The organism is Rhodopirellula maiorica SM1 (assembly GCF_000346295.1).
Classification (GTDB): domain Bacteria; phylum Planctomycetota; class Planctomycetia; order Pirellulales; family Pirellulaceae; genus Novipirellula; species Novipirellula maiorica.
In genome coordinates this window covers 15,410-34,675 of the sequence record NZ_ANOG01001015.1, presented here as the reverse complement: position 1 = coordinate 34,675, position 19,266 = coordinate 15,410, and the positions used below count along the sequence as shown (strand labels likewise).

17 protein-coding genes are annotated in these 19,266 nt (G+C 53.3%); 10 read left to right on the top strand and 7 right to left on the bottom strand.

Features of this window, described 5'->3' with window-relative positions:
- Positions 1 to 9: 9 nt before the first annotated feature.
- Complete coding sequence (locus RMSM_RS43915; protein WP_081614423.1) at positions 10 to 192, bottom strand: sigma factor-like helix-turn-helix DNA-binding protein; 183 nt, start codon at positions 190 to 192, stop codon at positions 10 to 12.
- Positions 149 to 1,447 (bottom strand): RNA polymerase sigma factor RpoD/SigA, encoded by a 1,299-nt coding sequence (locus RMSM_RS32825; protein ID WP_008707891.1) that lies wholly within the window; start codon positions 1,445 to 1,447, stop codon positions 149 to 151. The genes RMSM_RS43915 and RMSM_RS32825 overlap by 44 nt, the downstream gene beginning before the upstream one ends.
- An 849-nt stretch (positions 1,448 to 2,296) precedes the next feature.
- Between RMSM_RS32825 and RMSM_RS32815 the strand changes: the two genes are divergently transcribed.
- From RMSM_RS32815 to RMSM_RS32805, 3 genes are all read left to right on the top strand, one after another.
- Complete coding sequence (locus RMSM_RS32815; RefSeq protein ID WP_008707884.1) at positions 2,297 to 2,653, top strand: hypothetical protein; 357 nt, start codon at positions 2,297 to 2,299, stop codon at positions 2,651 to 2,653.
- A gap of 243 nt (positions 2,654 to 2,896) precedes the next feature.
- Positions 2,897 to 3,103, top strand: coding sequence for a hypothetical protein (locus RMSM_RS39125; protein ID WP_008707881.1), 207 nt, complete (start codon positions 2,897 to 2,899; stop codon positions 3,101 to 3,103).
- A gap of 91 nt (positions 3,104 to 3,194) precedes the next feature.
- Positions 3,195 to 3,419: a hypothetical protein gene (locus tag RMSM_RS32805; RefSeq protein WP_236622399.1), complete on the top strand. Its 225-nt coding sequence runs from the start codon at positions 3,195 to 3,197 to the stop codon at positions 3,417 to 3,419.
- A gap of 80 nt (positions 3,420 to 3,499) precedes the next feature.
- Here the strand turns inward: RMSM_RS32805 and ruvX are convergent, their stop codons facing one another.
- Together ruvX and RMSM_RS32795 are read right to left on the bottom strand one after the other, a co-directional pair.
- Positions 3,500 to 4,009 carry a Holliday junction resolvase RuvX gene (ruvX, locus tag RMSM_RS32800; RefSeq protein WP_008707877.1) on the bottom strand — a complete coding sequence of 170 codons (510 nt, stop codon included), beginning with the start codon at positions 4,007 to 4,009 and terminating at the stop codon, positions 3,500 to 3,502.
- A 214-nt stretch (positions 4,010 to 4,223) separates the two neighbouring features.
- Positions 4,224 to 5,675 carry a RecQ family ATP-dependent DNA helicase gene (locus RMSM_RS32795; protein ID WP_008707875.1) on the bottom strand — a complete coding sequence of 484 codons (1,452 nt, stop codon included), beginning with the start codon at positions 5,673 to 5,675 and terminating at the stop codon, positions 4,224 to 4,226.
- A 515-nt stretch (positions 5,676 to 6,190) separates the two neighbouring features.
- Here RMSM_RS32795 and RMSM_RS32790 point away from each other — a divergent pair.
- The 6 genes from RMSM_RS32790 (at position 6,191) to RMSM_RS32765 (ending at position 13,465) form a co-directional block, all read left to right on the top strand.
- Positions 6,191 to 6,982: a hypothetical protein gene (locus RMSM_RS32790; protein WP_008707873.1), complete on the top strand. Its 792-nt coding sequence runs from the start codon at positions 6,191 to 6,193 to the stop codon at positions 6,980 to 6,982.
- A gap of 601 nt (positions 6,983 to 7,583) precedes the next feature.
- The gene (locus tag RMSM_RS32785; RefSeq protein ID WP_008707870.1) at positions 7,584 to 8,660 is read left to right on the top strand and encodes a DUF1559 domain-containing protein; all 1,077 of its coding nucleotides are present in this window, start codon (positions 7,584 to 7,586) and stop codon (positions 8,658 to 8,660) included.
- Positions 8,661 to 8,729: 69 nt separating this feature from the next.
- A complete protein-coding gene (locus RMSM_RS37660; protein WP_008707868.1) occupies positions 8,730 to 9,212 on the top strand; it encodes a transthyretin-like family protein in 483 nt (160 codons plus the stop codon).
- A gap of 388 nt (positions 9,213 to 9,600) precedes the next feature.
- Positions 9,601 to 10,992 carry a sulfatase family protein gene (locus tag RMSM_RS32775; protein ID WP_008707865.1) on the top strand — a complete coding sequence of 464 codons (1,392 nt, stop codon included), beginning with the start codon at positions 9,601 to 9,603 and terminating at the stop codon, positions 10,990 to 10,992.
- 206 nt (positions 10,993 to 11,198) lie between these two features.
- Positions 11,199 to 12,101, top strand: coding sequence for a hypothetical protein (locus RMSM_RS37655; RefSeq protein WP_008707860.1), 903 nt, complete (start codon positions 11,199 to 11,201; stop codon positions 12,099 to 12,101).
- A 56-nt stretch (positions 12,102 to 12,157) separates the two neighbouring features.
- The gene (locus RMSM_RS32765; protein ID WP_008707858.1) at positions 12,158 to 13,465 is read left to right on the top strand and encodes an acyltransferase family protein; all 1,308 of its coding nucleotides are present in this window, start codon (positions 12,158 to 12,160) and stop codon (positions 13,463 to 13,465) included.
- A gap of 29 nt (positions 13,466 to 13,494) precedes the next feature.
- Here the strand turns inward: RMSM_RS32765 and RMSM_RS32760 are convergent, their stop codons facing one another.
- The 3 genes from RMSM_RS32760 to RMSM_RS32750 form a co-directional block, all read right to left on the bottom strand.
- Positions 13,495 to 15,648 (bottom strand): secretin N-terminal domain-containing protein, encoded by a 2,154-nt coding sequence (locus tag RMSM_RS32760; protein WP_160168427.1) that lies wholly within the window; start codon positions 15,646 to 15,648, stop codon positions 13,495 to 13,497.
- 85 nt (positions 15,649 to 15,733) lie between these two features.
- Positions 15,734 to 16,387: a hypothetical protein gene (locus RMSM_RS32755; RefSeq protein ID WP_040770730.1), complete on the bottom strand. Its 654-nt coding sequence runs from the start codon at positions 16,385 to 16,387 to the stop codon at positions 15,734 to 15,736.
- Positions 16,380 to 17,897: a PilN domain-containing protein gene (locus RMSM_RS32750; RefSeq protein WP_008707852.1), complete on the bottom strand. Its 1,518-nt coding sequence runs from the start codon at positions 17,895 to 17,897 to the stop codon at positions 16,380 to 16,382. Before RMSM_RS32750 ends, RMSM_RS32755 begins: the two co-directional genes overlap by 8 nt.
- A 218-nt stretch (positions 17,898 to 18,115) precedes the next feature.
- On the opposite strand from RMSM_RS32750, the gene RMSM_RS32745 reads away from it, so the two are divergent.
- On the top strand, positions 18,116 to 19,039 hold the full coding sequence (locus RMSM_RS32745; protein WP_008707850.1) for a hypothetical protein: 924 nt from the start codon (positions 18,116 to 18,118) through the stop codon (positions 19,037 to 19,039).
- Positions 19,040 to 19,266: the final 227 nt, after the last annotated feature.

The following is a 19,266-nucleotide window of genomic DNA, read 5'->3' as shown; positions in this document are numbered from 1 at the left end:
GAAAGCTAGTCAAGGAAACCGACTAGGCTGTTGATCTCGTTGTGCTGCTGCAGTTTTCGTAACGCACGACGTTCGATTTTGTCGCACTCGTTCACGGCTGATGTTGAACACCTTTGCCACTTCCGACAGTGTTTGAGGTGAGTAGTCATCAAAACCGAAAACGCATTCGCACAATGGACTGTTCGCGTTCATCAAGCTGATCGAGCAGCGATTCCAAGCGGTGGCTCAACGAATTGGCATCCACTTCGGTGCCCAGCGGCGCGGTATCTTCTTCCTGCAGGATATCACGCAGATTCGTAGGGACCTCGCCGGCCGAGCTGTTATCCAGACTGTAGCTAGTGCTCAATGAACGTTCGAGTACGACCAGCCGTTCATCGCTCAGCCCTGCGGTATCGGCCACTTCACGATGGGTAGGCCGATGACTTAGTTGCTGATAAAGATCGCTGATCGTTCGTTGCAATTCATTCATCTCGCCAACGACATGCACGGGGATACGAATCGTGCGGCTTTGTTCAGCAACGGCACGACCGATCGCTTGGCGAATCCACCAAGTTGCATAGGTCGACAATTTAAAGCCTTTGCTGGCCTCGAATTTCTCGACCGCCCGCATCAATCCCGAGTTGCCCTCTTGGATCAAATCCAAAAAGGCTAAGCCGCGACCGCGATACTTTTTCGCTATCGAAACGACCAAGCGAAGATTGGCTTCGACCAACTTTTGTTTGGTCGAGGTGTAAAGCGAATAGGCACGCTCGAGTTCCTGGGCTCGTCGATCCAGTCCGCAGCTAGAGTGTTGGGTACGCCGCAAAATGGTTTCGTATTCGGCATGCTCTTCGAGTGTCAATTCCGAACGACGCTCTCGCAAGATTTTGAGTCGGCGGTTCATCCAGAGCAAATTTTCATAGTGCTGTTCGATCGCCGGCAATCGCAACCCAAGTTCTTCGATCAAGGTCACGATCGATTCTCGGCGACGCAGATAGCGGCTGCGAGCCTCACTACGTTGCGCCAATGTCAATCGACGATCGCGGATCGCTTCGTAGTCGGCGTTGTTCAGTGCGAGCAGCGATTGGAGTGTGCGAACATTCGGTTCGAGTCGGCTGAGGGTTTGACGCTTGACCTTCTCGTCCGTGACGGCGTAGCTGAGGCTTCGGTCTGCCCGCGCATCTCCCGTCACGATCTCGTGAAGCGATACAACGGCATCCTCGGCAATGAAGCGAACGCGCAGCAGATTATGTCGAAATAGGGTACGGGCATCATCCATCTGCACCGCCAGTGCCAATTCCTGGTCTGCTGACAACAGCGAGGTGCGGCCCATTTGTTTTAGGTACATCCCTAGCGAATCCGACAATTCTTCCTGACTCCGCAACGGACTGTCATCCTGTCGCAGCGCCGGAGAATCGAAACCGCCGCGTATCGTCGTGTGTTCGGAATTCGAATTGAGAGAAACCATTTCCTATTCCTTCTATGTAAAATAAGAAAGCGAACGAGGCTAACGTTTCGAGCCTAAAAATCGCTCTACCCAAAAGGGCTCATTCCACTTTCTCAGCAAGATTTGTATTCACGCACTCACCATTTCGAGGACGCTAGTGAATCTACCCCAGTGATGCACCAATGAATCACATCCTAGAATCGCGTCCTAAGTGACCATATGCGCATTACTGTTTACGCATTAAGAGGCTTGAAAGTTCCCACGGGTTCGAATTCTCGCTACGATACCCGCGTGCCAACTTGCCAACCTGTCGCCGTCCGCAGCAACAAAACGCCGCAATCTTGACGCTTTGTTTTGTCACTTTTGGCAGACTTGTCTAACCGTTTTGTGGTTGTATTCTTAACACGCAAACATCATGCCGGGGGCTGTTTAATCCGCGTCCGCGGCGTTAGGGATTTGCTCCGGGCACGCCCACTGTTTTGCTTCGATTTCACCTGGGGTGTGATGTCGGAATGCTGTTCTTGAAGGTCGATTTTTGACTGGAAATTGAACGTTGGGGGGCGGTAATAGGCTGCGTCTCGAATTGCCGCGAATTTGTTTGGGGCGGTGAACGCCACCATCTCTGCCAATGTCGCAATTTCTGAGAATGGCGTCATTTGCCTGGGCCTCGACACCCTGATTCATTAATGGACATCGGGCATAATGCCCCGCCTGGGGAAATTTGCCAAAGTGCGACGCATGTTGCCGCTGTGTTGTGAATCCCAGTCGCGTCATGAACCCAGTAGTCGTAAACACCCAGTAGTCGTAAACACCAGTGCGGTCCATTGTGTCCGCCGTCCTATCCACCGCCCCCCTTTGGGCCACTTTGCCATGACGTCAGCGATCAAGCAATTTCACGTTTATTTGTACGGGCCCGAACGAGGGGCGTTACAAACAAGTTTTGAAGAAGCGGCCACGCGATTGCAATTATTGCCACAACTCTATTTCGAGCTGGATGGATCATTCGTCTGGTCCGCCGATCAGGGGCAGCAGATCGAAGGCATGCTGTACGATGCAAACGAGCAGCTGCAATATGTCGATCTGCAAGGGCGATGCACTCAAGCGACATGGCACGCCGTTTTGCATGCAATCGTTGGCAGCTCGGCGGTGGATTGCATTGTGATGGTAATTCCGGCTAGATCGTTGAAAAACTTACCAACGTTTGAGCAGTCGATCTGGGGCGACTAAATTTTTTGGAAATCGGGTCGCAAATAAAACATGCCTGTTTTGCAACGTTTTTTGCTGTTTTTGGTGTGAGGTCGCTCTGCAGACGCGAACTTTCTCGTTTTTTCGCCGGTCTATCAGGTTGGATTGGCATCCTGATTGCTTCCCTCCTGCTTCGTCCTCGGCGATGTCAGCCGATGTGGCGAAACAAATGTAGCTGAAGCCTGAATAACGCCTAAGCGATTACTTTCCTGGAGGGATTCATCAATGTTGACCGCTACTCGCCCCGAGACTGTCTCTAATTCAACTCCATCGACTCAAAATGAGATTCGACTTTCGGATGTTGAGATTTCGCGCCGAGTCGTTGCGATTCGCTCTGGCTGGAGTATTGCCGAGCGAGTTCGTCGTCGACGGGAAGCCGACAAGCGGTTTCTCGATTTGATCGACGCGTTGTCGGCCTGTGAAGCTGCTTAATCATTACGGATAGAACGGCATTGGGGATTATCCCCAGCCGGCTTTTGAAGTGTTCCTTAACTACTTTGATTTCCATTGGAAGGATTCGACCATGTCGACAATGATTTGTGAGAAAAGAGTGTCCCCTACGACGACCATCGCTGCAGTATCGAAAGAGAACCGCAGCGATGTACGCGTTTCCGATGCTGAGATTTCGCGACGTGTGCTCGCGATTCGTTCGGGCTGGAGCATTTCAGAGCGTGTTCGTCGTCGTCGTGATGCCGACCAACGCTTTCTTGATTTGATGTTGGCTCTTTCGGCAGGTGACGCCGCGTAGCATCCGGCGATTTTGGCTTGCCCGTTTGCGTTGCCTCTCGATCGGCGATGGATCGGTACAGGGTTAGCCAAGCAGCGGGCTTAGTCAATCGACTCTCCCTTGACGGGGATCGGCTCGTTCGAGGGGATGCCCACAATTTCGCCTCGATAGCGGCACGCTTCGATGAAAGATTCGAGGATTACCAGGGCGGCGATAGCGTCGATCCGTTTCTTTTTACCCGCCCGACTGTAGCCTGCCGCCCGCATGCGATTGTTGGCATCGGCTGTGGTAAATCGCTCGTCAAACAACCGAACCGGTTTGCCGGTGGTTTGAGAAAGCCAACTCGCAAATTCGCGAGCTTGTGTGCTCTTTTCACTTTCCCCACCATCCAAGTGAATGGGAAGCCCAACTACAAAAGCGGAAATGCGTTCCGACTTTGTGAGTTCGCGATAATAGTCCCCGTCCTGTTTCCATTGTTCGGCGGCACGAACCTCCAGCGGACTGGCCAAAATTCGATCAGGATCACACACCGCGATCCCAATCCGCACGCTGCCAAAATCAATCGATGCAAGTCGGCCGGTTAAAGGGAAATCGTCAGAAGGTGCAGTCATCAAAATGGGTCGAGGTGGCGAGGAGTTCGAGAAAGGGTTGGGGGAGAAGGGCTGAACCATCATTGCCCAGAGAGTGCCCTACCCAACATGACCAATTTTCCAGCGATCTGCAATGCAAACTCCAATGTGCGCGATCAGGAAGTCGATTCACCCGGCTTAGCAACATCCGAAATTGGCCATCTCCGGTTGAGGCATTCAACAATTAGCCTCTCCCTCAATTAGCCTCTCCTTCGAAGTAGCGTTGTAAAAAGGCCTTGCGGTCATTGGATTCACCGGCAAGTTGTACCATCGCGTATAACCGCTGCTGGTCTCGGCGTTTCTTTTCCGCCAACGCCTCCTGATTCCGAAAATGTTCGGGCACCGCAGTCAACACATCGAAACAATGCGGTGGATGAGGGCCGGCGATGACGCCAGCTCGATCGAGCATCGCGAACGCTGTGGCAATGCGGTGGTCGTGGCGACTGACTCGCTGCAGTCGATCGTTCATCCAATCGATCCCAAATGCGCGGCACGACTCGTTATGTTCGATCAGCAGATTGAGTAGTCGACCGTAGAAATCCGCATCCGGATTAGACCATTCAATAAATTGCATCTGCGTCATCAAATCGCTTTGGTCGTACAACCACACACATCGACTCGGCTGATGGTCGCGTCCAGCTCGTCCCACTTCCTGGTAATACGATTCAATTGAACCCGGAGTTTCAGCATGGATCAACACGCGGATATTCGCTTTATCAATCCCCATTCCAAATGCGTTGGTTGCCAGCACGACATCGGTTTCGCCACTCAAAAAACGGTTGTGAACTTGACGGCGTTTGGGGCTTGGCAAGTCGCCATGGTAACAATCGTGATCCACTCCCTGGCTGAGCAGTTGGTCGCTGAATCTCGTCAAGGTTTTGATCAGTGAAAAATAGATCACAACGCTGCCGCCGCGATACTCTTCGTCCGAAAGCAGTCGCTCGATGGCATCAAGTTTCTCTTGATCTCCCATCACGTGTTCGACATCGAGTCGCAGGTTCGGTCGCTCGATGCCTTGATAAAACAATTGAATTTCGTCTGCCGGAATTCCTAGCTGCTTATAGATGTCGTGGCGACATTCCTTCGTCGCCGTCGCTGTCAAAGCAATCGTGGTAGGAAAGCCCAACCGTTCTCGAATCTCACCGACGCGTGAATAGTCGGGGCGAAAGTCATGCCCCCACTGGCTGACGCAGTGGGCTTCATCGATTGCCAATAACTTGATGTGACGTTTTGCAATAATCGTGCGGAACTCCTGCTTGCGAAATCGCTCCGGTGTCACGTACAGCAGTCTGTACTTTCCCGATGCGACTTCCACATAGCGGGTCTCGCGAGTCGAGCGATCTAACGACGAATTGATGTACGCTGCATCGATGCCTCGTGACCTCAAATCGCTGACTTGGTCATGCATCAACGCAACCAAAGGAGACAGAACTAAGACAATTTCATTGTGGCTCGCTTCGTGTTGGTCCGTCGGAATTGTTAAAGCTGGAATCTGGTAGCACAACGATTTCCCCATTCCGGTCGGCATCACCACCATCGCATGGTGCCCCGCCAAAACGTGCTCGATCACCGCTTGCTGAGAGGGGCGGAATGACGGATAGCCAAAATGGCGAGCTAGAACGGAGTGGATTGATTGCGGGTCAGGCATAAAAAGCAGCGGCGCTCGATGACGCTCAAAAAAGATCAGTGATTAGGAAACGAGAAGTAAATGGGAACCAAGTTATCCGTAAACCCTAGCGAGGCGAGCTCTCTCTACAAAAAACTCGCATCCCAGCCGTTGTCGGGATCGAACTGAATAAATTAGCAAATTTCCCGAGTCTTTCCGATGCTTCGTCTGCGTTAACACCAAGGTCAATTGCAATCTGGGGCAGCCACTCTATGTGCTTCGGAGGTCCGAAACCTGGCTTGCGTGCACTTGTCGGGGGGCGGGTTGCCGCACTGCTTACTGGGTCAATTGTGGCAAATTGCCTTTAAAACTTCATCATTTTCCGTGGGAAATACAACTCACGTTGTGCTAGTTTAAGAGTCGTTCTCTCCTTTTTCTATTTTGTTTGTCTATTTGGAGTGATATTTACCGTGAAGGCCAAAAGAGATCCGCGGCTTGCCGACATATCATCTCGGCATTCCAACGCCGCAGCTGATTTGCCCATGCCATCGATAGCGATGGAACCCCCGACCAAGCGAAGAAAGGAACCGCCTGCGATCCCCGCGCGCTCTCCGTTTCGATGGTCCAACCGTCCTGAATGGCTGACGACCTTCTTGGCCGCATTTGGCGTTTTGTTGATGGCGTTGGTAATCTATGGAGCGAGCCAAGAAATCAGCAGCACATTGAAACGAAACCAACATCATCAAGCGATCACCGATGTGTGGCGTCAATTATTAATTTCCAATGTCGCTGTGTCTGGAACGCCAACTAGGATCGTCGAGGCGGATTTGCCCTCATTCCCTTCGGTCTCATTTCAAGCCGTTCGTTCGCCGCTGGAACTAAACCGCAACCTGCGACTCGCAGCAGCACTGCCAGGAATTCGCCGTATTGATCTGTCGCCCGAATCCACCCGGCTTGTGGGTGGGGGACACGCTGACGATTCGACGTTGGAAATTCTAGGCAGGAATTTTCATGAATTAGATGCGTTGGATCTAAGCGGAACCTCGATCAGTACGCTTAAGCCGATCGAGGCATTGAAGGTGCGTGAGTTGAGGATCATCAATTCGACGATCAAACCTGATAATTTGTCGTCGCTAAAGTACTTTGATTCGGTGACGGATTTGTGGATCGGATGGTATGGAAACGCCCAAGACGGCGACAGTATCTTCTTTTCGGATGCCTACCGTGCTCGTATCGTCGATGCCATGGCTGAGATGAAGGGGCTAAAATCGATTCATTACGTGGACATGGCTTTCACCAAGGAAGAGCGAGAACAACTCGCTCGATTTAACCTCGTCCAGGTGAAATAAGTCAGGGCAAGTAAGTCTCTCTCGCCGGTTTCTGCGACCGTCAATCTCTTTTGCCTAGCGAACCCCCGCATCCGCTCCGGATGCGGGGGATTTTTATTGCCTTTTTCTGTTCATTATCCCGAACCCGATCAGGAATCGCTGGCTTAGGTCGCGTCGCAGTACCAAGCCTGTACGCGAGTTGAATTCCGGCGTAGCGAGCGAAGCGGATGATGCCAACCGCCTATCAAAACGCAGTCGTCCATGCGTATCTGCGGTGGTGCTTAAATCGCTAGCACGAACTTGCCTAAGGCGTATGCACCCGCGATGCCGTTGCAAATCGCTCTGATTACAGAGGTTAGCCGTAAGCAAGAAAGCATCCAGAATTTTCAAGAAAATGGATGATGGGTAAGGGGACAGCAAGCGAGCGAGAAGATCAATCAGAGCGAGACTAAGTCCCATTAAAGCCAGCGTTCCCTCCGTCGGGCTGTCTGATGCCGTCATGTGGTTCGCGTTTCAGGCATTCCGATTGCAGAATAGGCCGAGCGTGCGAATTTCGTTCCTGCCAAGCAGGGATGAAGTTCTGGTTCTACATCACGGTTAACGCTTTAGGAAATTTCATTACATGTCGATTCTCAAAATCCAGTACGCCCGACCCACGCGTACAAAGGAGCGCAGCGGATTCACCCTGGTCGAGCTATTGGTGGTCATTGCGATCATTGGGGTATTAGTAGGGTTGTTGTTACCTGCCGTGCAGTCCGCCCGTGAAGCGGCTCGCCGGATGTCATGCTCGAATAATTTGAAGCAACTTGGTTTGGCGCTTCATCTGTACCACGACACCTATCGTTCGATGCCACCCGCGGTGATTCCCGTGACGGCGACCAATGATCGTCCTGCCTCGTGGCTCGTTCGTATTTTGCCGTACATTGAACAGAGTGCTGCATTTGAAGCTTCGACGTTCGCGGGAACCGATTGGGCGTCACGCGACAACGGCGTCAATCGAAATTGGGAAACATTCAATGGTTTAGTTGTCCCAGCACTAAATTGTCCTTCGAGTGCGCTTCCCACCACTCGGCTTGACGACGCAAGCGCGGACACCAAGGCTCTGGGAGCTCCGGACCAACTAGAGATCCAGATCCCCAACTATGTCGGTGTCGCGGGACGGTTCAGCAATAACAACACCAACTACTCGACTTGGAACGGTTATCACGGGATGACGGATCACAACGGGGTGATCGTGGCATTGGACAACTATTACAACCAACCCGTACGTTTTGCATCGATCTTAGACGGAACCAGCAACACGCTGATGGTGGGTGAGCAATCCGCTGAAATCCGCATTCGTAACTCCGATGGGACTTCGAACTACTATGATCAACGTGCTGGGAACTGGTATGGCGGAGCTTGGTCCGGCGGCGGTGGAGCTGACCACAACCAATCCGAAGCCTATTGGATGAACATTGCTTCGACACGCGTTGGCATCAACTATTCGTCCACCAGCCGTTATTCGCCTCATGGCATCGGCCCCTATTGGTATGGACGTCCTGGTCGTCACACCGTGTTCAACTCGACGCACGGCGGTGGAGCTCAGTTCGTGCTGGCCGACGGCAGCGTCCGTTTTATCAGCGAAAATATTCGTTTCGATATTTACGCACTGTTGGCGGATCGCCAAGACCGCACCGTATTGAACGAAGAATTCTAGGTCTCGTTCTGTTCCTCACAATTTAAATCGATAAGCTTCTCAGAAATTTTTAGTATCTAGTTGATAAAAATGAATTACGTCTCGAAACTCTCGCTGGGCCTAGTAATCTGCTTGCTCGTCGGCACACTCGGCTGCAGCCGAAGTGACAAGCCATCGCTGGCCGAGGTCAAAGGCAAGCTAATGAAGGAAGGGAAACCTTTCGTCAACGCTCAGGTGGAATTCTATCCAACCGTCGATGGCGCTGCTTCGTATGGCGAAACCGATGAAACCGGTAGCTTTACCTTGTTTTATTCGACGGGGGATCCTGGAGCGGCAATCGGAGACCATAAAGTGACCGTTATCGGTGGTCATGTTGCTGGTGATCCAAGCCCTCCGACACCGGAGGTCGTCGCTCCGACGACTTCGACCGAAGAAATGGCCGAAGGTACGCTGCAACCCGTCGGGATGGCTCCGCAAGGACGCTCTCGAAACAAAGACGGTTCGCCCAGCCGAGTCGAAGGTTTGACCGCAAAGGTTGAAAGTGGAGCTAACGATATCATCTTGAACTTGTAATTCGTTTGCTGCGAATCTTGATCGAATGAACGCGACGATTGAGGGTGACCACGGTTGCCCTCAATCGTTTTTTTTTGCAGATCGGGACAAGGAATTGACTCGGTTACCGCAAGCGAACAGACTGGGGGGCCCACGATTTGCCTCTGCGCCGAGTCGAATGGCAATGTGAAATGGCAATGTGGAATGGCAATCGATTCTTCCCCCCGCAGACGTTTGAAACGAGATCAAGATGATTTGGCTTTCGCGAAAAGTTGCATTCGGTCACTTATCACACTTCCAATCATCACGCCGCCAAAGATCGCCCCGCCAACGATTACTTCTGCAAGCACCCTTCGTTCCATCATTTGAGCGATTTGCATTTTGGGGGATCGTCATCGGTTGCCTGGGGATGATCACCGCGGTTCACTCGGCTGCGCAGCAGTCAGATGCATCGCGATTGGCATCGCCCGATAAAAAGACTCGACCCAATCTGATTCTGATCCTGGCGGACGATCTTGGCTACGGCGACGTTTCCTGTCACGGAGCGGCCGACGTGCAAACGCCTCATTTAGACAAATTGGCTTCCGAAGGCATGAAGTTGACTCGGATGCGAGCAAATTGCACCGTGTGTTCTCCGACCCGCGCGGCGGTGATGACGGGGATGTATCCCGATCGCGCAGGAGTCCCTGGAGTCATTCGCACCCATGCACCCAATTCGTGGGGATACCTGCGAACCGATATACCGACATTGGCCGACCGATTGCGCGACGCGGGGTATCAGACGGGCATTGTTGGTAAGTGGCATCTTGGGTTAGCGTCGCCCAACACACCATGCGAACGTGGTTTTGACCACTTTCATGGGTTTCTTGGTGACATGATGGATGACTACTACACACATCGTCGCCAGGGCCATAATTATATGCGACTGAACGATCGGGAAATTGACCCCGAAGGCCATGCGACAGAGTTGTTTACGCAGTGGGCCGATGAATATCTGACGGAGCGTGCCAAAGCGTCCGAACCGCCATTTTTTCTTTACCTCGCCTACAACGCTCCTCATTTTCCGATCCAACCACCCAAGCAATGGCTCGATCGTGTGCAAAGCCGTTCTCCGCAACTCGATTCCAAACGAGCGTTGAACGTTGCGTTTGTCGAGCACTTGGATGACCAAATCGGAAAATTGCTTCATCGCATCGACGAACTCGGACTGCGTGACAATACCGTGATCGCATTTACCTCGGACAACGGCGGTTCCTTGCCTCATTCGCAAAACAACGATCCTTGGCGTGACGGCAAACAGAGTCATTACGATGGCGGACTGCGAGTTCCTGCGTGGGTACGCTACCCTGGGAAAATTGCTGCGGGAAGCAGCAGTGACCAACCGGTGATGACGTTTGATCTCAGCGCGACCTTCTTGCAATATGCGGGTGTACCTCGGCCCCGCGAAATCGACGCAGTGGGATTGAAAGATCTGCTTGAAACTGGTTCGCCAGCGTCCGGTTCCGAACTCTCCGAGCGTGAGCTCTATTTCGTCCGTCGCGAAGGAGGAGGACGCTATGTGGGACACGCCTACCATGCTCTGATCCAGGGACGATGGAAGTTGATGCAGAACGATCCGTTTTCTCCGATGGAACTGTATGATCTGGAGGCCGATCCCGGAGAAACGAACAATCAGATCGCCAAACAGCCTCGAGTGGTCGCGAAGTTGAAACAGCAGTTGGCGGCACAGATTCAACAGGGAGGCCGTATTCCTTGGCAAGCTCCAATGCCGGCTGTTTCCACTGAAACGACTGCGAAATAAAAGTCTCTGACCTGCATCGGATCGGTGTTGCAAAACGCCACACATGTTTCACTTTGCCTGAGCCTGGTGCCTCTGTTCCGCGTGAAAACGCGGCAAAACCAGCTTGGCATGAATTGTGCCTTGATCATTTGACGCTGCTGGATCGATCGAGCCGGTTGTTCGGGGCGATCGAATCCGCTTCGCCCATTCAATGACAAGGGATTCCAATGCGTTTTTCGCTAGTTCGTCGCGGTGTCGTTGCCGCTACTCTGTTGCTGTTGTCCGTTTCGTTCTCAAGCGGCGATTTTGTGAATGCAAACGAGCCCGCGGTTACCATGGAATTGTTTGAGGCAATCGATTCGAAACAGGTGTCCGTCCAGTTCATTGCGCTGGATGCGAACCACGCGAACGTTTTGGTTGAAAACCATACCGATCACGTCCTCCATCTTAAATTACCCAATGCGATTGCCGCGGTTCCCGTGCTAGGGCAATTTGGTTTCGGTGGGCAACAGGCTGGCTTCGGAGCGGCTCAGGGGCAGGGCGGTCAGAGTGGTGGTAATCAAAGTGTCGGCGGAGGTTTTCAGCAGGGGGCGCAGCAGGGCGGCAATGCGTTTGGCAACAACGGATTTGGGAACAATCTTGGCGGCGGCAACGCCCGACAAGGCAACGGTTTCGGAATGGGATTCATGCGAATTGCGGCTCAGAAAACTCGCAAATTGGTCGCCACAACGGTTTGCTTGGAACAGGGGAAACCCGAGCCCAATGCCAAAGTGAAATACCGGATGATCCCGATCGATCAATACACGCAAGACGCAAGATTGATTGAACTTTGCCAGCAACTGGCTCTCGATAACGTATCGCAGAAGGTCGCCCAAGCGGTCGCATGGCATTATGCCAACGGCCTCAGTTGGGAGAAACTTGCCAAACTCAATCGCATTGAATCAAGGTATCTGGGCAACGTGCGGATGTTTCGAGCCCAGGAACTGAATGATGCCAAGACTTTTGCCGAGGCGCTCGAAGCGTCCAGCCGAGAAGTTACGCACCCCCGGCCGGATGCATCGCTCTCGCTAAATTCTTCTGTCTCGCAGGATTCCGCTGCTTCAATGGCAGATAGCTCAGCGACACGATAAACAGCAGAATTTTGATCTTTTCGACGCCGAGCTAGTTTTGGTATCTGCAATGCACGATGAAGACCATTGCATTCCCCACTCAGCGTTCTCAGCAAACATCTCAACGTACGTCTCGCGGCGACGATGGGAGTTCGGCTGCAAATCCGTCAAACGAACCGGCGAAACGAAAAATGTTGGGTTTCGATGCGGTTCGCGGAGTCGCGGCGCTTGCGGTGGTGCTACTGCACGCTTGTGTGCCTTATCTGCAAAATCCGATGCCTGGGTTGGTATGGTCGGTGCGTGATTCCGCCAGCCAATCGGTGGATTGGTTGTTTTGGGGCATCGAGATTTTCATCATGCCGTTGTTTTTGGTGTTGGCAGGCTATTTTGCTTGGCAAACGTTATCGAGCCGTGGCAGCGGACCGCTCGTCCGGAGTCGTGCCAAACGATTGCTGGTGCCACTTGGCTTTGCCGTGTGCGTGGTCTTGCCATTGGACTTGTACACCTGGGTGCTTGGCTGGGTCGTCGAAGGCGTTGTCGAACCGGTGAAGTTAAAAAGTTTGAAGTTTGACGGTGACGTGGATCGTGATTTGTGGGGGCTCAGTCATCTATGGTTCTTGCTCTACGTGTTCTTGTACGTGGTGGTTGTCGCCGTAGCGGCTCGCTTCGATTCGCTCCGTCATATCATTGATAAAATTGCTCAGCGCCCGGCGTTTGTCGTGACGTTGTTAGTGGGCACAGGCATCGTCACGCTGATGATTGCCCCCGAAGTGGTGTGGGGATTTCAGCATGCGTTTCTCCCCGTGCTCAGCAAATGGGTTTACAGTGGAACGTTTTTCGCTGCCGGAATGTTGATCGCCAAAGTGGATCCTCGATTGGCGTGGTTTCAACACCGAGTCCCCTCGTTGGCGATTGCCAGCGTCATGCTGTTGGTGACCGCCGTTTCGCTAGGGCGATGGAATCTGCAGTACGGTGACAGCATGTTGGCCCAATCAGGTCTCGCAATTGCAACGGTGTTGGCGGCCTATAGCGTGACCCTTCTCGCGATCGCGGTGAGCCGCAAAATCAATCATCTTTCATTATCGCTGCAATACTTAGCGGCTGCATCGTTTTGGATCTACTTGGTCCACCACCCGATCCTCGGTTTGGTGCATATTGATCTGAAGCAGTGGATGCCCGCAACGAATCCGAGTTTGAAGATGGCGGCCGCTTTTTGCATCGCTGTCGGATTGAGCTTGTTAAGTTACGAAGGGCTGGTTCGCCGCACGCGATTGGGACGGATGCTGGGAATGCAGTGGACCCCGCCGACACAGACAGTCGATGTGTTACCGATGCAACGTGAGTCGGCTGCGAATGAAACGGTGCCCCAACGTCGCGCTGCCTAAGCGTCACCCGCCAAACGCCCACTCGATCGCTACGGAGTGGGCAGGACGATTTCGACGTGCGAATCGTCGATCATCGAATCGACTGGGGGCATGCTCTCGAATTGATCCATCGGTTCGGGACAGCCGATACCGCATCCTCCGATCATCTCAAGTTCAAGAGAACCACCGTTCACGCGAGCGCGGGGGCAATGGTTCGGGCACTCGGGATTGCGGCAATTCGGAGTGTTCGGGCAAACGCTCGCGTATGGAATTTGGTCCAACTGAGCATTGGCGACACAGGCAGCTTGATTTTCGCGAAGCGTTCCCGCCGCATAGGGCGAAATGATTTCTGGTTTCAAAAAGACAATCAGCTCACTTTCGCGAACCTCGCTGTTCATGCTGCGAAACAGTCGACCGATGAATTTGACATCTTTTAAATAGGGAACTCCACGCACCGTTTCGGTGATGTTTTTTTGGCGAAGCCCTCCCATCGCAAACAGTTGTCCGTTGCCGACGCGAACTGTTGTTTCGGCATTGCGACTATCGATCACGGGGTAGGCGTCACGATATTCGGCAACGACGCTGTATTCAGGTTGCACCCGCATCTCGATCGTTCCGTCGCGGCTGATTCGTGGCGTGACGTTTAGAATGATGCCCGCTTCCTCGAACTCGACCTGCGGAATGGATCCAGTGCTGGTCACGACTGAAGTGACGATCGGTAAACGTTGGACGATCTTGATCGATGCTTGGCAGCGATCGCCTACGGTGACGGTCGGATCCGCAAGGATCTTGGCTTCGGATGTGGCACTAAGCGCTTGCAGTGTCACGGTGGCATCATAAGAGTTATTAAGTGTGCGAAATCCGAGCGAGGAGGTCGGGCTGCCCAGCCCTAGATCCGTACCCGCTTCGATCGCATTTCGAAAAACGCTGATCTCTTCGTCGGTGCCAGCGTCTAGCAGACTTGTCGATCGGCTATGAGGACCATGGGACCAGTTCACGCCGAGACCTTCGACCTCTTTTAAACTGACGTCATAGATCAATGCCGTGATACGAACTTGGGGGCGAGGGATATCAAGCTGTTCGATCGCTTGGGCTGCTAGTCGTAATTGATCCGGCGTTCCTTTGACCATAATTCGATTTTCTTTCGCATACGTTGCCACCGTAATGTTGTCACCCAGAGCCGTCTGCAATGACTCGGTCATCTCTTCGGCTTCGGTGAACTGAGGCGTAAAGTACGCGATACTATCGGTCGTCAAAATCGTGTCGCTCGGTGGCGCTGCGGTGGCAGGTGCCGGCAGATGCTGGACCGACGGAATCGCTGCCGCGGCCTGGGGTGACAGATTCGAAATCAACTCTTGCACATTATCGATGCGTTCGGGCCGGTCGACAATCAAGATCGCTCCGTTTCCGATTTTTCGGATCTGACCTCGCTCGCTCATTATTAACTGCACGGCATCGATCGTTGCGTCGAGATCGCCTGCGTTTGCCGGCACCTGAATCAATCGCGAAACAAAATCAGGATTGTCCGATCCCACTTGGTCAATCGGCAATACGACCAAGCTGTTGCCCGTTTGTCGATAGCTGTAGCCAGATGAATTGAGCACCGCGGACAAGACTTCGCGTAGCGGGGTTTCGTAAAAGGTACCACTGACCTCACCGCTGATCGTATCTGCAGCGACGATGTTGACCTTCCAAAGGTCGCTGAGCAGAAAGATCACTTCGCTGAGCGGGGTTTTACGAAATGTAATACTGCCATTTTGGTCCAACTGCTCGGCGATGCTTTGGGGACCGGAGGCTGGTGGATGTAAGCTCGGTGGATTGCTGTGATTCGGTTCCGCGGCCAACGGTTCGTCGACGCCTTCCGCAGCCGAGCCTGGCGGAGTCGTTTCAGGTTGCTTGTTTGCAATGGAAGCCGCAGTGTCTAGAGCGGTTGACGTATCGGCTGCCGCCAATATTCGGCTTTCGGGCTTCAGAATCACCGCGTGACCGCTGCCGGAGATGGGAATCAGATCAGGAACGTTGGCAACATTCAGTTTCGTAGCCGTGGGGCTGGTAGTCGCCTCGGCTGTCGTGCCAAACGTTTCGCCGCCCGCGGCGATGCCCACGCCGCAGCCGGCGACGAACAGGGTTATGCCCAGTCGTCCGAAGAGTCCTCGCAGCAGTGCAAAGCACGACGACGTGGCGATAGAATCATTTTGCGACATTGTGCCATCCATGGCAGTGTGTTGAGTCAGCTAGTTCTGATCGGCATTTCGTTAGCGAATAAACGTGGTCAAGTAAAATCGTGGTCTAGTAGAAAATCCGAATGCCCCGGGGGTGACGAGCGAACTCGTCTTCGTCTTCGATTGGTTTGGGGCTAAGCCCGAAAACAATCAATCGCATCTCGGACGCGACAACGGGCAGATCCCCTTCCGTGGGCATCATTACCATGTTGTTGGTCGTCAAATACCATCCCTGCTCGGCGATACCTCGCAGGATTTGAGTTACCGTTTCGAGGGACCCATCAATTCGCAACTCAATTTCATGAGTATGCAAGATGTAATCCGATTCGTCACTGTATTGTGGAGGCGATTCCTCGCGAGGATCATCGTTTTCGATGGCCCACGGTCGCACACGCCCCTTGCTAATTTCCAGACTTCGTAGTCGCCCTCCTGCATCGCGAATGATCGCGATTAAGGTACTGCGAACTTCTTGGCTTTTTTCAGGATCGATTGAACGATTTAGATGAGAAGCCAAGTCGGTGCTAATCTGGTTTTCCAGTTCACGCAAACGTTTTTGATTGTTTGTTACTTGCGTGAACTGACCGTCCATTGCACGAAGTTCGCGTGCTTCACTTCGCAGCCTAAAGTATTCATCGACCCATGGAATACCTATCGCGATGATCGCAAGCAAACTTACGCTCGCGACGATTGCTCGGGTTGCCCGGCTATTCAGATTATTCATATTGTGCTGGCTCGACAGAGAGGGGATGACGCGGAGTCATGGTCAAACGAATCGAGAATCGGGTCGCTTCCGAATTCGCTTCGGGCGTGGTGGAATGGAGTGCCACTTCGCTAACCTCAGGCAACTGACGCAATTGTTCAAGGATTTCGTAGACGACGCGTTCTGCGAGCACCGTGCCTTCGATCCGAACGTGCGAACCGGACTCGACTCGGTATTCATTTAGTTTTGCCAAGTCCGGCAAACTTTGCGTGATTTGATGAAGCAGTGCTATCCAATCGACTTCGGCGGATTGACGCTCAATCGATTTGAAGTGTTCAAGCCATTCTCGTTTGCGGGCCAGATCCGTCATCCGTGCTTGGGTGGCAATCACCTGGGCCTGGACTTGTGCGGTTCCCTGTTTTAAATCCGAAGCATGTTGACGAGCGTGACGGACCAATGTGAAGCTGAGCATCAATACCAGGGCGGCAACCAACGCGGGCCACGCGACACGTAGCAGTTGGGCCGGCAGCGAAAGCTCGGGGGCTCGGCGAACATCGCGAAGCAAATCGGGTACTTGGTCGACCGTCACGCCAAGCATCAGCGGCAATACCGAGGCGACGGCTGGGACGCAGTGCGATTCGCAATCCACGTTGCGGATGTCGTACAGATCCGGGCACGGTGGCACACGGAGGACGATCTCGTCGAATTCGGCACTGCGTTGAAACCGTTCCGCTGCGTCAACCACTTTCTCGGGTGTGCCGCAAATCAATAGTTTTTTGAGCCCTCCACCGTCGATCCCTAAGTGACGATGGCAGAAACGTTGCAACCGAGAAATGTGCCCATCCAGCGTCGCTTGCAGCGCTTCGACTGTTTTTGCGGTGGCCGGACGGTAATCCAGAATCAAGCGTCCTTCGTGGATAATTCCAACGTTCCAGCGAGTTCCGGTGCCATCGGCGATCAATTGGGGATGTGGTAAATCGGCACTGGTGTGCCCGATCAATCGCGCCATGCTGATTAGCGAAGGTTCCGCCCATGCAACCTCGATATCGTTCTCTCGAAGCGTGTCGTAGATCATTCGCATGACCGATTCATTGGCGACACTGGTGGCGGCATAGTCGGATTGCGAGTCGATGCGAGTCCGCAGCAATCCGGTGACCTTTTGGCCTGGGCCCAATTGCAGATAACGCGGCACTCGATGCTGCAGCGTCGACAATTCGTGGTCCACCGTCTCGGATGTCCCTAGCGTGATCCGGTTGACACAGATGTCTCCATCGAGCGACAAGCAAACCGAGCCACGACGCATGTCATGACGATCCACGAGCGTGGCGATCGCATCGGCAAAGGCCGAAGCATGCGATGCGGTCAACCAGCCCATCGCCATCGGACAGCGAATCGCATCGATTTCCAGCCGATAACGCTCGCCTTGAATCGGCGTGGCAATCGCGACTTGAACCATTCGGTTTTCGATCCACAAACCAAAAAGCTTGCCGCGGTCGTTTTCGTCTTTTTGTTTGGATGACGGATACGTCATTGCAGGAAATCCCCTGCATGAAACGTAGGTCGCGGTTAACACCGCGAAGACAAAATTCGTTTGCAAGCATCGACACGTTGACGATTCTGCGGATCGTGTCGCATTGGCAAGTTGTAGTGATGGTGAGGGGCGATTTTTGCCGATGATACGAGTGAATCTGTAGAGACCACGACGGTCGTTCCCGTGCAAAACTGTTCCGCCTCTCGCTCGCAATCGCCATGCTCGACACACCGGTCGCCTTTATCGTTTTCAACCGTCCTAAGCAGACGCGGCAATCGTTTGAGGCGATTCGACAGGCGCGTCCTAGGATCTTGTTCATTATCAGCGATGGCCCCCGAGTCGAGCGAAACGGTGAAGCCGAGTTGGTAGCGCAGTCGCGGCAAATCGCCGAGCAGGTTGATTGGCCCTGCGAAATCAGACGCATCTATTCGGATACCAATTTAGGCTGTGCCAAACGCGTTAGCAGCGGCATCACAGCGGTGTTTCAACAGGTCGAACAAGCGATCATTTTGGAAGACGACTGCGTCCCCAACCAAACCTTTTTTCGTTTTTGCGGCGAACTGCTCGATCGCTACCGCGATGACACTCGCGTGATGGCGATCAGCGGCGACAATTTTCAGCGGGGGAAACCTGACCGGGCAGATTCTTATTACTTCTCGAAATATCTGCACTGTTGGGGCTGGGCGACGTGGCGTCGTGCTTGGCAGCATTTCGAAGGCACGCTCGAGGCATGGCCCGATTTTCGCGATCGCGATGGCTTACAAACGTTTTGTCACTCGTTGAGCGAACGAGATTATTGGACGCGGACGTTTGACCGTGTTTACGAGGGCAAAATCGATACCTGGGATTTCACTTGGCTGTTGGCGTGTTGGATGAACCACGGTTTGACCGCGCTACCAACCAAGAACCTGGTGTCTAATATTGGTTTCGGCGAAGACGCGACTCACACAGCCCACTCGAGCCCGTTTGAGAATTTGCCCACGTACGAATTTCAGACGCTCGAGCATCCGAAACATGTGAGCCGGTCGGTCGAAAAGGATCTGGCAACCGATCGGATGATGTTCAGTCGCGGCAAATTGCGGTTCCGCCACGTCATCCAGTTCGCTCGGCAATACGCACCGCTGACGCGTCGTGCCGCTTAGAACGTTCGGAATAACTTCGGCGTTTCGAATGTCCTGGGAAGGACACGAGCCCTGCGGTGACGCTTTGCCCGTTATGCGAGAGCAGGGAGTCAGGAATCATTGGGTGAATTCCCGTTAGCCGTTTGGCCGCTCGCGGCTTGTTGATTTATTGAGCCGCTCGCGCGTCAGCGGTCGGGTTCCACGCATTACCCGGTGCCTTACGGCCCACGGCTCATCAATGCCGTTTT